Below are 13,356 nucleotides of genomic sequence, written 5' to 3'. Positions count from 1 at the left end.
GAGGACGCGGATGATCACGCTTCGAGGACTCACGAAGCGCTATGGCGAGAAGACGGTGGTCGACGGGCTGACGTTCGCCGTCGAGCCGGGCAAGGTGACCGGTTTCCTCGGTCCCAACGGCGCGGGCAAGTCGACGACGATGCGGATGACACTCGGCCTCGACGCGCCGAGCGCGGGTGCGGTCCGGATCGGCGGCAAGACCTACGCCGAGCTGCGGTATCCGCTGCGCGAGGTCGGCGCGCTGCTCGAAGCCAAGGCGCTGCACCCGGGGCGGAGCGCGGGCAAGCACCTCCTGGCCATGGCACGCAGCAACGGGATCCCGGCGAGCCGGGTGGACGAGGTGCTCGCGACGGTCGGGCTCACCGACGTCGCGGGCAAACGAGCCGGGGCGTTTTCGCTCGGCATGGGGCAGCGGCTCGGGATCGCCGGTGCGCTGCTGGGCGACCCGGGTGTGCTGATGTTCGACGAACCGGTCAACGGCCTCGACCCCGACGGTGTCCGCTGGGTGCGTCAGCTGATGCGGTCGCTCGCGGAGGAGGGCCGCACGGTGTTCGTGTCGAGCCATCTGATGAGCGAAATGCAGCTGACCGCCGACAGACTGGTCGTCATCGGCAAGGGGAAACTGCTCGCCGACGCGCCGGTCGACGAATTCATCGCGGGTAATTCGCGGACGTCGGTCGCGGTGCGGGTGCCCGCTCCCGCCGACCTGCGCACCCTCGAACAGCGACTGCGTGCCCTCGGGGCGACCACGGAATCCGATCGGGACGAACTGATCGTGCACGACTTGGGCGTGCACCTCGTCGGCGACGCGGTGCACGAACTCGGGATCCGCGTGCACGGGCTGGCCGAACGGACCGCGTCACTGGAACAGGCGTACATGGAACTGACCGCTTCTTCGGTCGAATACGGAACGGGAGTCGCGGCATGAAGTCACTCATGGTCCTGGTGGCGGTGATCGCCGGCCTGCTGGGGGTGCCGGCGGCCGCGTCGGCGGCGCCGGAACTGTCGCTGCCCGCACCGGGTGGCCCGTTCCCGATCGGGTTGCGCACGATGCACCTCACCGATCAGCGGAGAGCCGACCCCTGGGTGCCCGAAAAGCGGCGCGAACTGATGGTCGACGTCTGGTATCCGGCGGTTCCGCTCGGCCGCGCGCCGCTGTACATGTCCCCGGCGGAGTCGGCCGCGGCGATCGCCGGCCGGAAACTCGACCTGCCGCCGGACACGCTGAGCAAGGTGCGGGTCCACTCGCGCGAGAACGCGCCGTCTCTTCCTGGGCGACGTCCGCTGGTGCTGCTTTCGCCGGGCGCGGGCAACAACCGGATCACGCTCACCTCGGTGGCCGAACACCTCGCCGCACAGGGTTTCGTGGTGGCCGGGATCGATCACGCCTACGAAGCCTGGGCGACGGAGTTCCCCGACGGGCTGCGCCAGTGTGTCGCCTGTGGACGGTCGGACGACCCTTGGCCCGCCGCGATCGCGAACCGCGCGATCGACACGACGTTCGTCGTCGACACCCTGCTGAAGGACCGGCGCTGGTCGATCGACGCCACGAAGATCGGGATGGCCGGTCACTCGGCGGGCGGTTCGGCGACCGCCACCGCGATGGCCGCCGACCGGCGGATCAAGGCGGGCGTGAACGTCGACGGCCCGTTCTTCGGCAGCACGTCCCTCGACCGGCCTTTCCTGCTGCTGACCAGCCCGACCGGCGAAAAGTACTACCGGCCGTCGTGGAACGAGACCTGGCCGCGGCTCACCGGGCCGAAGGAGCAGGACCTGGTCGAGGACAGCGGCCATTCGTCGGTGACCGACGCGGCGATCCTGGTCGACCAGCTGGGGCTGCGACCGCACCTCCCGCCGACGGAGATCGAGAACCAGTACGGCTCGATCGATTCGTGGAAGGCGCTGGACTTCTTCCGTGACCGGCTGACCGCCTTCTTCAAGCAGTGGAGCGCGCGATGAACACGATTTCTTCGGAATGGACCAAGTTCTGGTCGGTCCGGTCCACCTGGTGGTGCCTGATCAGCGGAGTTCTCCTGATGCTCGCCTACTCGGCCGCTCTCGGTTTCGCGCTGCAAGACGGCAGCGAGCGCCCGATGGCCCCGCACGCCGTGGTGACCGGAGCGGCGTTCTACCTCACGCAGTTCGCCGTGGTCGCGCTGGCGACGCTGTTCATCACGAGCGAGTACGCCAGCGGCAGCATCCGCTCGACGCTGCAATGGGTCCCGACGCGGAACCGGGTCCTCGCGGCGAAATCGGCCGTCCTGCTGCCGGTGTTGTTCGGCTACGGCGTCCTGAACACTCTCGCCGGCGTGGCGGTCTCGGCACCGCTGATCTCCGAGCGGGATTCGCCGGTGGGCGAGGTCCTCGCGACCTCGGCGGGCATGGGCGGCTATTTCGCGCTGCTGGGCCTGCTCTGTCTCGGCCTCGGGACGGCGCTCCGGAGCACGGCGGGGACGATCGTGACGGTCTTCGTGCTGCTGGTGATGATTCCGATGTTCGCCGGTTCGCTGGGCGGGGAACATCTCGTGAACTACTTCCCCGGCTTCGCGGGCGTCAACGCGATGGTGACACCCGGACAGCCGAACCCGATCTTCGGCGGCGTCGCGCCCTACGCTCCCTGGGTCGGCATCGCGCTCTGCATGGCGTGGGCGGCGGCCGGTCTCGCCACCGGTTCCACCGTGCTGCGGCGGCGCGACGCCTGAAGGAGAGCAAGGGACCTTTGCTACCGCTCGTGCCTCCGGGCATGGCGACAGCAAAGGTCCCTTGCTTCCTTCCTGGACAAAGCCCCAGGTCAGGGCCCCTGGCGATAGCAAAGGTCCCCCGCTACCCCGCCACCCCGAGCCCCGCCAGCACCTCCCGCGCCCCCCGCGTCAGCTCCTCCAAACCGGGCGGCCGCAGTGAGCCGGTCCCGGCCAGCGCGTCGAAGATCGTCCCGTCCAGCCACGCGACGAGCACCCGCGCGTGCCGCTCCGGCTCCGCGGATCCGCATCCCGCGAGCACCTCGGCGCACCGCCGCCGGATGACCAGTCCCCCGCGGTCGTAGGCCTCGCGCAGCTCCGGCCGCCGCGTCGCCTCCAGCGCGAACTCGTACCGCGCGAGCATCCGCGTCCGCCCGTTCGTGATCGCCGCGTGGGCGAACCCCGCCACGTACTCGGCCAGCCGTCCGGGCGGCGGGTCGAGGGTGACTTCGTCGAGTTCGACCATCCGCGAGATCGCCAGCTCCAGCAGCGCCGCCCGCGTCCGCGCGTAATACGAGGTCGAGCCCGGCGGCAGCCCGGCGACCCGGTCGACGGCGCGATGCGTCAGCCCCCGCATCCCTTCGGCCGCGATCACCTCGATGGCCGCGTCCCCGATCGTCGCCTTTCGCACTCTACAAGTGTAGTAGTACTCTACAGATGTAGAGGAGGTCGACATGCGCAAAGCGATCGTGATCGGCGGAGGAATCGGCGGGTTGAGCGCCGCCATCGGACTGCACGGCATCGGCTGGGAGGTCATCGTCCTCGAACAGGCGCCGGAACTCGCCGCCGTCGGCGCCGGCATTTCCCTCTGGCCGAATGCCTTGCGCGCACTCGAAACCCTGGGCGTCCACCTCGGCAAGCTGCGCGAGCAGTCCTCCGGCGGACTCCATGACCGCGAAGGCCGCCGCATCACCCGTTGGGACGCCGAGGTGTTCCGCCGCCATCACGGCCGTCCACTCGCCGCCATCCACCGCGCGGACCTCATCGGCGCTCTCCGCGACACCCTGCCCGACGGCCGCGTTCGCACCGGCGTCGAGGTCACCGAACTCGACGAACTCGGCGCCGACGTCATCGTCGCCGCCGACGGAATCCACAGCACGGCCCGCGAACAGCTGTGGCCACGGCATCCCGGACCGGTCTACAGCGGCAGCACGGCCTTCCGCGCGGTGACCACCCTCCCGCGCCAGGTCGAGCTCAGCACGAGCTGGGACGACGGTGCCGAGATCGGCGTCATCCCGCTCCACGACGGTCACGTCTACTGGTGGGCGAGCTACGTCGCCGAGGCGGGCGTCCGGTACGAGGACCCGAAGGCATATCTGCGAAACCGCTTCGGTGGCTGGCACGAGCCCATTCCCGAACTCATCGCCGCGACCACGCCGGAGACGCTGCTCCACCACGATCTCCACTTGCTCGGCACTCCCCTGCCGTCCTACGTGCGGGGCCGCGTCGCGCTTCTCGGCGACGCGGCGCACGCGATGCCGCCGTTCCTCGGCCAAGGCGGCTGCCAGGCGATCGAAGACGCCGTCGTCCTCGCCGCCGCGCTGAGTGCCACCGAAGACGTCGACGCCGCGCTGAAGAGTTACGACGAACAGCGCCGCCCGCGCAGCCAAGCGGTCGTCAAATCCTCGGTGCGGGCCGGAAAGATGGGTCCCCAGCTGCGCAATCCGCTCGCCGTGGCCGTCCGCAACGGCGTGTTCCGCCTGCTGCCCGGTGCGCTCACCGCCCGCCTCGGCGCCGGCGTCAGCGGCTGGACGCCTCCGGTTCCCCGCCGACCAGCCCCGCCTCGTACGCGGTGATCGCGGCCTGCACCCGGTTCCGCGCGCCGAGCCGGTTGAGAATGGTGCTCACGTAGGCCTTCACCGTGCCCTCGACCACGAACAGCTTGGCCGCGATGTCCGCATTGGACAGTCCTGAACCCAGCAGTGCCAGCACTTCCTGTTCGCGCGGGGTCAGCTTGCCGATCAGAGCCCGCGCCTCTTCGGCACGGGACAGCCGGCTGCCGGAGAAGCGCGCGATGACCCGCTGCGCGACCTTCGGCGAAAGGAACGCCGCGCCGCCGGCCACCGCGTGGATGCCGGACAGCAGTTCGCGCGGATCACCGGACTTCACCAGGAAACCGCTCGCGCCGAGGCTCAGCGCGCGCTCGATGTAGGTGTCCTCGCCGAACGTGGTCAGCATGATCACGCCGATCCCGGGCAGCAGCCGGCGGATCTCTTCGGCCGCCTTGAGCCCGTCCATGACCGGCATCCGGATGTCGAGGAGGACGACGTCCGGCCTGGTCGCCCGCGCCTGCTCGACGGCGGCGCGGCCGTCCCCGGCCTCCGCGACCACTTCGATCCCGGCGTCCGCGGCCAGGATCGCCGACACACCGGCGCGGATCATCGCCTCGTCATCGGCCAGCACCACCCGGATCATCCGGGTTCCCCCTTTGCTCGTCTTCGGTGATCCTGTGCTTCGCCACGAGTTTCCCCTCGGCGAAGCACAGCCGGTAGGCCTCGTAGTTCAAGTTGAACACGGTGCGCTCGGTGCCGTAGTACTCGCATGTCGCCCCCGCGGGCACCGGGGGCTCCACCACCTGCGGTCGGGCGATCCGCTGGCCGCCGGGCAGGACGGCCGCGATCTCCGCCCGCGTCTGGCCGAGCCGGATCCGGTCGTAGTCGCCACCGGCGAGCACGGAGCCGTACCACTGGACGAGGAACACCACCCCGCTGATCCCGATCATCAGGCCGAACAGCCCCATCGGCACGACGATCGCCTGGATCAGACTGCGCCGGACGTCACGGCGCGCGCGTTCCAGTTCCCTGGCCGAAGTCGACTGCCCGACCTCGGCGTCCATCGCCGCCTGGCTCTCCGGGGACTCCTCCGACGGTGCCGCGTCGTGCGGCAAGGCCGCGCTGACCTCGAATCCGCCTTCGTGCGGTCCTGCCCGCAGGGTCCCGCCGACCAGCCGGACCCGCTCGCGCAAGCCGATCAGCCCGCGCCTGCCCGAAGTCCGGCCCGGCAGCGGCCCCGCGGGCGGCGGGGTGTTGGTGACCACGACGTCCGTCCGCCCCGCCGACCGGCCGACCCGGACGGTGACGGCCGCACCCGGCGCGTGTTTCACCACGTTCGTGACCGATTCCTGGACCACGCGATACGCGGCGCGGTCGACCATCTGCGGTTCGCCGTCGAGCCGTGCGTCCACCGAGGACTCGATCAGCACACCGGACGCCCTGGTCCGGTCGAGCAGTTCGTCGATGCTCTCGTGCACCGGCTCGGTCGGCGCGTCGTCCTCGCGGAGGACCCCGATGATCTCGCGCAGCCGTTCGGTCGCCGTCGCGGCGCTCTGTCGCAGGTCACCGGCGGCCTGCCGCTCCTGCTCGTCGAGCCCGCCCGCGACCTCCAGCGCCGCCGCGCGCACCGCGATGAGACTCAATTCGTGGCCCAGCGAGTCGTGCATGTCGCTGGCGATCCTCGTCCGTTCGCGCAGCCGCGCGCGGTCGGCGACGAGCCGCTGGCGGCTCTCCATCTCCTCGGCGCGGCGCCAGCCGTCACGCGCCATGTCCTCGCGCTGCCGGATGTAGCGGCCCAACAGCCACGGGCTCACCGACGCGAAGACCAAGACGCCGAGCAACGCACCCCAAGCCGAAAAACCGTTCTTGCTCCACAGCAGCGCCACCGGGACCGCGACCAAGGAAACGATCGCGAAAAGGCGCAACATCGGCTTCGCCACCGGCTGCCGGTAGCCGGCGAGATAACTCATCGCGACGAGGACGAACCCTTCCCAGATGGGCACCCGGCCACCGAAACTGCCCAGCACGACGAAGCTCGCGATCATGGCGATGGCGAGCGAAACCAACGGGTACCGGCGCGACACCGCGACCGCGGCCGTGGTCGCGATGAGCCCGAAGGCCAACTCCCAGTGCTTCGTGCTGGATCCGGCGTCGATGGTCACCCAGCCACAGAGCCCGAGCCACAACGCGACGTCCATGACCAGCCGCCGCCCGCGGCGCACGGGCTCCTCCGTGTCCTTCACAGACCTGGACGCTACAAGCCGCGTCCAGCGGACCGCCATGGACGAAAGTAAAGGTCCCCTGCTTCCCGGTCCGATGCGGCATGATGATCCACCATGGCCGAGCGCACACTCACCGGTCAGCTAGGCGGTCCTGTCCCGGCAGGCATCGAAGCGCTGGCCGACAACGAGAAGCAAGACCTCTCCGACGCGCTTCGCGACGCGCGCCACCGTCAGGCCAAGGCCTTGGCCGAAGCAGGCGAAGAGGGTTTGAAGTACGTACCCGCGCTTCTGCGGGGCGCCGTTCGCAAGGTGGTGGGCCTGTGACCACCGAAAACTTCGCTTCGCAGGCGGAGATCCTCAAACTCGCCCGCGTCCTCGGCACCACCCCGGAGCGGCTCTCGTACCTGGAAACCGTGGACGCGGCCGACCTCCAGACCTTCCGCGAACAGGTCACGGACACGTTGTTCGACGCCAACCGCGCCGCCCTCGAGCGGATGGCGCTGGCGAGCAAGGTCGTCCCGAGCCCGATTCTCGCGAAGATCGCCGAGAAGGTCTTCGGCCCGCTTCTGTGCGCGCGGATCGCGGGATTGGTGGACGTCTCTCGGGGCGTCGACGTCGCGAAGCGGCTGAAGCCGCCCTTCCTGGCCGACGTCGCGGCCGAACTGGACCCGCGCCGCGCCAGCGCGATCATCGCGCGGATCCCCCTCGGCACCGTCGTCGCGGTCGCCGGTGAGCTCGTGCGCCGCGAGGACTGGATCACCGTCGGCCGGTTCGTCGGCCACCTGCCCGATCCAGTGGTGCGCAGGGCGCTCGACGTCATCGGCGACGGGGCACTGATCCGGATCGCGTTCGTCCTCGACGACAAAGCCCGGATCGATCACGTCCTCGGGCTGCTCTCCGAAGCCCGGTTCCGCGGCCTGCTGCGGGTCGCGGCCGCCGACGAGGAGTTGTGGCCGCCGGTGCTCGACCTGCTCACCCACCTGAGCGAGAAGCGGGTCGAGCAGTGGTCCCCCCTGCTCGGCGAACTCCCGCCCGCGCTACGCCTGCGCGTCGAAGAAACCCTCGGCCGAGCCTCCTGACCTCAGCGAGGGCGCAAGAGATTCGGCGACGTCGCACAGCCGCTGTTCGGTGCCGTCTCGACGTGTCGGAGCGAGTAGCCGTGAGTGGCGATCCGGTGACTGGCGGGCTGACGATGGAGGAATGGGGACGTCGAGTGTCCCCGGATCCTCCATCGTCGCGGACTCGCTTCCCCGAATCCTCCATACTCGCCCATGCGGGCACCCACGGTGACCTTTGCCGGAACCGTGGCGGGGGGAGCAAGGGACCTTTGCTATCGCTTCGACGCGAAACCGCTGGTCAGCAGCTCCCCACGCCGCCACACGGCAGCCGTCAGCGGCACCCCGGGCCGGTAGGCGAGATGCGTGACCGAAGGCGCTTCGAGCACCTGCAGGTCCGCCCGCGCGCCGGGCCGGATCACCCCGACGTCGTCCCTCCGCAGCGCTCGCGCTCCTCCCGCCGTCGCCGACCAGACGGCCTCCTCGATCGTCATCCGCATCTGCAGCACCGCGGTCGTGACGCAGAACGCCATCGACGTCGTGTACGAGCTGCCCGGGTTCGCGTTGCTCGCCAGCGCGACCGTCGCCCCCGCGTCCAGGAGCCGCCGCGCCGGTGCCAGCGGTTGCCGGGTCGAGAGGTCACACGCCGGCAGCAGGGTCGCGACAGTGTCCGAAGCAGCGAGAGCTTCGACGTCCGCTTCGCTCAGGTATGTGCAGTGGTCGACACTCGCGGCCCCCAGTTCGACGGCGAGCCGCACACCCGGCCCCTCCCCCAGCTGGTTTCCGTGCACCCGCAGACCGAGGCCGCGCTCCCGCGCCGCCTTCAGCACCCGGGCGGACTGCGCCTCGTCGAAAGCACCGGTCTCGCAGAACACGTCCGCCCACCGCACGAGCGGCGCCACCGCGTCGAGCATGTCACCGCACACCAGGTCCACATAGGACTCGGTGTCCGCGCCCGGCGGCACCAGATGCGCGCCGAGGAAGGTGACCTCGTCGGCCACGTCGGCGGCGATCCGCGCCGAACGCACCTCGTCTTCGACGTTGAGCCCGTACCCGGTCTTCGTCTCCAGACACGTCGTGCCCTGCTTCGCCGCTTCGTCGACGTGACGCCGCAGGTTCGCCGCGAGCTGCTCATCGGAGGCCGATCGCGTCGCGTCGACGGTGACCGCGATCCCTCCCGCGCTGTATGCCTTACCGGCCATCCGCGCCTCGAACTCGGCCGTCCGGTCCCCGGCGAAGACGAGGTGCGTGTGACTGTCCACCCAGCCGGGCAGCACCGCACGGCCGTCGACGTCGATCCGCTCGTCCGCGTCGGGCGCGTCCGCCGCCGAACCGGCCCACGCGATCGTCTCGCCCTCGACGACGACGGCCGCGTCGCGCAGTCCGCCCAGCTCGGTGTCGTTCGTGGTGAGCTCGCCGATACCCGTGATCAGGACTGCCACAATGCCTCGATCTCCTTGGCCAAGACCGTTTCCGGCCGGTCGATCAGCTGGTGCACGCCGGCTCGGACGATTTTACGCCCGGCGACGACGACATCCCGGACGTCCGCCCCCGAGGCGGCGAAGACCACCCCGGACGGTTCGATTCCCGCGGTCCGCACCGAACCGAGGCCGACCGTGACCAGGTCCGCGCCCGCGCCCGGCGCCAGCGCACCGACCTCGTCCCAGCCGATCGCGCCGTGATCCGTCGCCGCCGCCAGCAGTTCCTCCGCGGTGAACCGGCCGCGTTGCTCACTGGCGAGCCGCTCGTTCAGTTCCAGCGCCCTGGTCTCCTCGAACGCGTCGACGACGGCGTTGCTGTCGCTGCCGAGCGACAGCCGCACACCCGCGTCCAGCAACGTCCGGGCGGGACCGATGCCGTCGCCGAGATCCCGTTCGGTCGTCGGGCAGAAGCAGGCACGACTCCGCGCTTCGCCGAGCCGCTTGACGTCATCGGTGGTCAGATGCGTCGCGTGGACCGCGGTGAGCCGCTCGCCGAGCACTCCGCGGTCGTGGAGCAGCTCCGTCGGCGTCCGGCCATAAGCCGCCAGGCACTGCTCGTTCTCGGCGCGCTGCTCGGAGAGATGGATGTGCAGCGGCCCGGAACCGGTGTCCACTTCGGACAGTTGTGCCTCGGGAACGGCACGCACGGAATGGATCGCACCACCCACCCGGAACGTCTCTTCCGCCCGCACTTCGCCGACCCGTTGCGCCCACTTCTCGGCCGACCCGTCGGAGAACCGCCGTTGCACCTCGTCGGGTTCGACACCGATCCCGCCCGCGAGGTAACACGTGTCGAGCAAGGCCAGCCGGATCCCGGCGTCCCTGGCGGCCTGCCGTAGCGCCTCGCCCATCGCGTTCGGCTCGGCGTAGGGCTTTCCGCCCGGAGCGTGGTGCAGGTAGTGGAACTCGCCGACACTCGTGTACCCGGCCAGCACCATCTCGGCGTAGACCCCACGCGCCAGGCGGTAGTACGAGTCCGGATCGAGCCGCGACGCGAGCGAGTACATCCGCTCACGCCACGTCCAGAAGGTCCCGCGGTCATGGTGCGTCCGCCCGCGCAGCGCGCGATGGAACGCGTGCGAGTGCCCGTTGGCGAAGCCCGGCAAGGTCAGTCCACTCAGGACAGTTCCCGCGCGGGGCGCGTTCACCGTCACGGAGACGATCGTCCCGTCGTCGATCTCGATCCGGACGGCGTCGGCGATCCCGTCCGGCAGCCAGGCCCGCTCACACCAATATGTCGTCATGTCGACAGTTTCTCCAGGACGTCCGCGAGCGCACGGGCACCGTGGTCGACGTCCGCCGCCTCGGAGAACTCCTCCGGGGAATGGCTGATCCCGGTGGGATTGCGCACGTAGAGCATGCCGGACGGGACGAAGCCGGCGAGGATCGCGGCGTCGTGCCCGGCACCGGTCGGCAATCCCGGCGGCTCGCCGAGCCAAGTGCTCAGGTCACGGCGCAACGCGTCGTCGAAGACCACGTCGTCCGAGTACGACTCCTTGGTGACCTCGACGCGGCAGCCTTCCTGCCCCGCCGCCTGCTCGGCCAGCTTCGCGATCTCCGCGACCAATTCGGGCGTGTCCGCACCTGGTACCCGTGCGTCCAACCACAGGTCCACGGTGGACGCGATGACGTTGGTTCCGCCGGGAGTGGGCACGAGCCTGCCGACCGTGGCCCTCGCGTCGGCGGTCGCCTTCGCCAGCTTCCGTACCGCGAGCACGGTCTCGGCCGCCGGGATCATCGGGTCACGACGATCGCCGATCAGCGTCGCACCGGCGTGATTTCCCTGTCCCTGGAAGGAGAACCGCCACCGGCCGTGCGCGATCACCGTGGTGCCGACGGCGATCGGCGAACCGAGGTCGATCAGTCCTCGCCCCTGCTCGACATGCAGTTCGAGGAACTTCCCGATCAGCCCGAGGCGCGCGGAATCGCGGCCGACGCGTTCGGGGTCGAGGCCGGATTTCGCCGCCGCCTCGGCGAACGTGACGCCGTCCGGATCACGCAGGCCACGCGCCTTGTCCGCGTCGATGGTCCCGGTCAGCAGCCGCGAGCCGAGGCACGGCACCCCGAATCGGCCGCCCTCTTCCTCCGCGAAGACCACGACGGCGAACGGCTTGCCGGGACGGAACCTCTTGGCCTGCAGGATCTCCACCGCGTCGAGCGCGCTCGCGACACCGAGCGGCCCGTCGAAGGCGCCACCGCCCGGCACCGAGTCGAGATGGCTCCCGGTGACGACCGCGTCCGGGCCGGGTGTCCCCCACCAGGCCCAGATGTTGCCGTTGCGATCGGTCTCGACGCCCAGTCCCAGCCGTCCCGCGCGCTCGGCGAACCACGCCCGTAGTTCGGTTTCGGCCGCGTCGAAGGCGTGGCGGGAGTAGCCGCCGCGCTTCGGGTCACGGCCGACGTCCGAGATCTCCTCCAGCAGCGAGGACGCGCTCACTCGGCATCCCGCATCGGCACGCGCACGCCGCGCTCGTCGGCGACGTCGGCGGCGCTGTCGTATCCGGCGTCGACGTGCCGGATGACGCCCATGCCCGGGTCGTTGGTGAGCACGCGCTCGAGTTTCCGCGCGGCCAGCGGGGTTCCGTCCGCCACGCTGACCTGGCCCGCGTGGATGGAGCGGCCCATGCCGACCCCGCCGCCGTGGTGGATCGACACCCAGCTGGCGCCCGACGAAGTGTTGACCAGGGCGTTCAGCAACGGCCAGTCGGCGATCGCGTCGGAACCGTCGGCCATGCCTTCGGTCTCGCGGTACGGCGAGGCCACACTGCCCGAGTCGAGGTGGTCGCGGCCGATGACGACCGGCGCCTTCAGCTCCCCGCTGGCGACCATCTCGTTGAACCGCAGGCCCGCCAGGTGCCGCTCGCCGTAGCCGAGCCAGCAGATCCGCGAAGGAAGCCCCTGGAACGCGACGCGTTCACCGGCGAGGCGGATCCAGCGCGCGAGGGATTCGTTCTCCGGGAACAGTTCCAGCATCGCGCGGTCGGTCGCCGCGATGTCCTCGGGGTCGCCCGACAGCGCCGCCCAGCGGAACGGGCCGTTGCCCCCGCAGAACAGCGGGCGGATGTAGGCGGGCACGAACCCAGGGAAGTCGAACGCCCGCTCACAGCCGCCGAGCTTCGCCTCACCGCGCAGGGAGTTGCCGTAGTCGAAGACCTCGGCGCCCTTGTCGAGGAAGCCGAGCATCGCGTCCACCTGCTCCGCCATCGACTCGCGGGCGCGCTCGGTGAACTCGTCGGGTTTCTTGTCCGCGTAGTCCTGCCACTCGTCGACGCCGATGCCCTTCGGCAGGTACGAAAGCGGGTCGTGCGCGGAAGTCTGGTCGGTGACGATGTCGACCTCGACGCCGCGGCGCAGCAGTTCGGGCAGCACCTCGGCGGCGTTGCCGACCACGCCGACGGACAGCGCGCGCTTCTCCTTCTTCGCGGCCTCCACGCGGCGGATCGCGTCGTCGAGGTCGTCGGCGACCTCGTCCAGGTAGCGGGTCTCGACGCGGCGGTGGGCGCGCTGCGGGTCGCATTCGACGACGAGCGCGACGCCGTCGTTCATCGTGACGGCCAGCGGCTGCGCGCCACCCATGCCGCCGAGGCCGGCGGTGACGGTGAGCGTGCCCTTCAGCGTGCCCCCGAACCGCTTCTTCGCGACGGCGGCGAAGGTTTCGTACGTGCCCTGCAGAATTCCCTGTGTGCCGATGTAGATCCAGGATCCCGCGGTCATCTGGCCGTACATGGTCAGTCCCTGCGCCTCCAAGCGCCGGAACTCCGGCCAGGTCGCCCAGTCGCCGACGAGATTGGAGTTGGCGATGAGCACGCGCGGCGCCCATTCGTGCGTGCGGAACACGCCGACCGGCTTGCCGGACTGGACGAGCAGCGTCTCGTCCTGCTCCAAACCGGTCAGCTCGCGGGTGATCGCGTCGAAACTGGCCCAGTTGCGGGCGGCCTTGCCGGTGCCGCCGTAGACGACGAGGTCTTCCGGGCGCTCGGCGACCTCGGGGTCGAGGTTGTTGTGGAACATTCGCAGCGCGGCTTCGGTCTGCCAGTTCTTCGCGGTGAGCGTGGTGCCTCGGGCGGCACGGACCGTGCGGGTCATGG

General features: G+C 70.3%; 13 protein-coding genes. 6 read left to right on the top strand and 7 right to left on the bottom strand.

Annotation, left to right across the window (positions count from 1 at the left end):
- The first annotated feature begins 10 nt into the window (after positions 1–10).
- From P3102_RS05965 to P3102_RS05955, 3 genes are read left to right on the top strand one after another with little or no spacing between them, the layout of a single operon-like run.
- On the top strand, positions 11–928 hold the full coding sequence (locus P3102_RS05965) for an ATP-binding cassette domain-containing protein (RefSeq protein ID WP_276367207.1): 918 nt from the start codon (positions 11–13) through the stop codon (positions 926–928).
- Complete coding sequence (locus P3102_RS05960) at positions 925–1,959, top strand: acetylhydrolase (RefSeq protein WP_276367205.1); 1,035 nt, start codon at positions 925–927, stop codon at positions 1,957–1,959. Before P3102_RS05965 ends, P3102_RS05960 begins: the two co-directional genes overlap by 4 nt.
- The gene (locus P3102_RS05955; RefSeq protein ID WP_276367204.1) at positions 1,956–2,702 is read left to right on the top strand and encodes an ABC transporter permease; all 747 of its coding nucleotides are present in this window, start codon (positions 1,956–1,958) and stop codon (positions 2,700–2,702) included. Before P3102_RS05960 ends, P3102_RS05955 begins: the two co-directional genes overlap by 4 nt.
- Positions 2,703–2,823: 121 nt before the next feature.
- Here the strand turns inward: P3102_RS05955 and P3102_RS05950 are convergent, their stop codons facing one another.
- Positions 2,824–3,369, bottom strand: a complete 546-nt coding sequence (locus P3102_RS05950; protein WP_276367202.1) for a TetR/AcrR family transcriptional regulator — start codon at positions 3,367–3,369, stop codon at positions 2,824–2,826.
- Positions 3,370–3,412: 43 nt separating this feature from the next.
- Between P3102_RS05950 and P3102_RS05945 the strand changes: the two genes are divergently transcribed.
- Positions 3,413–4,534 (top strand): FAD-dependent monooxygenase, encoded by a 1,122-nt coding sequence (locus tag P3102_RS05945; protein ID WP_276367201.1) that lies wholly within the window; start codon positions 3,413–3,415, stop codon positions 4,532–4,534.
- Here P3102_RS05945 and P3102_RS05940 read toward each other — a convergent pair.
- Complete coding sequence (locus P3102_RS05940; RefSeq protein ID WP_276367199.1) at positions 4,479–5,153, bottom strand: response regulator transcription factor; 675 nt, start codon at positions 5,151–5,153, stop codon at positions 4,479–4,481. The genes P3102_RS05945 and P3102_RS05940 overlap by 56 nt on opposite strands.
- The gene (locus tag P3102_RS05935) at positions 5,128–6,732 is read right to left on the bottom strand and encodes a histidine kinase (protein ID WP_276371003.1); all 1,605 of its coding nucleotides are present in this window, start codon (positions 6,730–6,732) and stop codon (positions 5,128–5,130) included. The genes P3102_RS05940 and P3102_RS05935 overlap by 26 nt, the downstream gene beginning before the upstream one ends.
- A 114-nt stretch (positions 6,733–6,846) precedes the next feature.
- Between P3102_RS05935 and P3102_RS05930 the strand changes: the two genes are divergently transcribed.
- Complete coding sequence (locus P3102_RS05930; RefSeq protein WP_192746427.1) at positions 6,847–7,056, top strand: hypothetical protein; 210 nt, start codon at positions 6,847–6,849, stop codon at positions 7,054–7,056.
- Positions 7,053–7,811, top strand: coding sequence for a hypothetical protein (locus tag P3102_RS05925; RefSeq protein ID WP_276367196.1), 759 nt, complete (start codon positions 7,053–7,055; stop codon positions 7,809–7,811). The genes P3102_RS05930 and P3102_RS05925 overlap by 4 nt, the downstream gene beginning before the upstream one ends.
- 251 nt (positions 7,812–8,062) lie before the next feature.
- Here the strand turns inward: P3102_RS05925 and hutI are convergent, their stop codons facing one another.
- Genes hutI through hutU form a run of 4 tightly spaced genes read right to left on the bottom strand, consistent with a single transcriptional unit; the run spans position 8,063 to position 13,354 of the window.
- Positions 8,063–9,229: an imidazolonepropionase gene (gene hutI / locus P3102_RS05920; RefSeq protein WP_276367194.1), complete on the bottom strand. Its 1,167-nt coding sequence runs from the start codon at positions 9,227–9,229 to the stop codon at positions 8,063–8,065.
- On the bottom strand, positions 9,217–10,512 hold the full coding sequence (locus P3102_RS05915; protein WP_276367193.1) for a formimidoylglutamate deiminase: 1,296 nt from the start codon (positions 10,510–10,512) through the stop codon (positions 9,217–9,219). Before P3102_RS05915 ends, hutI begins: the two co-directional genes overlap by 13 nt.
- Positions 10,509–11,705 carry an allantoate amidohydrolase gene (locus tag P3102_RS05910; protein ID WP_276367191.1) on the bottom strand — a complete coding sequence of 399 codons (1,197 nt, stop codon included), beginning with the start codon at positions 11,703–11,705 and terminating at the stop codon, positions 10,509–10,511. Before P3102_RS05910 ends, P3102_RS05915 begins: the two co-directional genes overlap by 4 nt.
- The gene (gene hutU / locus P3102_RS05905) at positions 11,702–13,354 is read right to left on the bottom strand and encodes a urocanate hydratase (RefSeq protein WP_276367189.1); all 1,653 of its coding nucleotides are present in this window, start codon (positions 13,352–13,354) and stop codon (positions 11,702–11,704) included. The genes P3102_RS05910 and hutU overlap by 4 nt, the downstream gene beginning before the upstream one ends.
- Positions 13,355–13,356: the final 2 nt, after the last annotated feature.

It is taken from the genome of Amycolatopsis sp. QT-25, from assembly GCF_029369745.1.
GTDB lineage: Bacteria > Actinomycetota > Actinomycetes > Mycobacteriales > Pseudonocardiaceae > Amycolatopsis.
Note: the sequence above shows the minus strand (reverse complement) of the source record. Positions and strands in the feature narration are given on the sequence as shown.

Coding starts and splice junctions, on each gene's coding strand:
- P3102_RS05965 (WP_276367207.1), top strand. CDS start 11: ATGATCACGCTTCGAGGACTCACGAAGCGCTATGGCGAGAAGACGGTG.
- P3102_RS05945 (WP_276367201.1), top strand. CDS start 3,413: ATGCGCAAAGCGATCGTGATCGGCGGAGGAATCGGCGGGTTGAGCGCC.
- P3102_RS05930 (WP_192746427.1), top strand. CDS start 6,847: ATGGCCGAGCGCACACTCACCGGTCAGCTAGGCGGTCCTGTCCCGGCA.
- P3102_RS05960 (WP_276367205.1), top strand. CDS start 925: ATGAAGTCACTCATGGTCCTGGTGGCGGTGATCGCCGGCCTGCTGGGG.
- P3102_RS05940 (WP_276367199.1), bottom strand. CDS start 5,153: ATGATCCGGGTGGTGCTGGCCGATGACGAGGCGATGATCCGCGCCGGT.
- hutU (WP_276367189.1), bottom strand. CDS start 13,354: ATGACCCGCACGGTCCGTGCCGCCCGAGGCACCACGCTCACCGCGAAG.
- P3102_RS05955 (WP_276367204.1), top strand. CDS start 1,956: ATGAACACGATTTCTTCGGAATGGACCAAGTTCTGGTCGGTCCGGTCC.
- P3102_RS05915 (WP_276367193.1), bottom strand. CDS start 10,512: ATGACGACATATTGGTGTGAGCGGGCCTGGCTGCCGGACGGGATCGCC.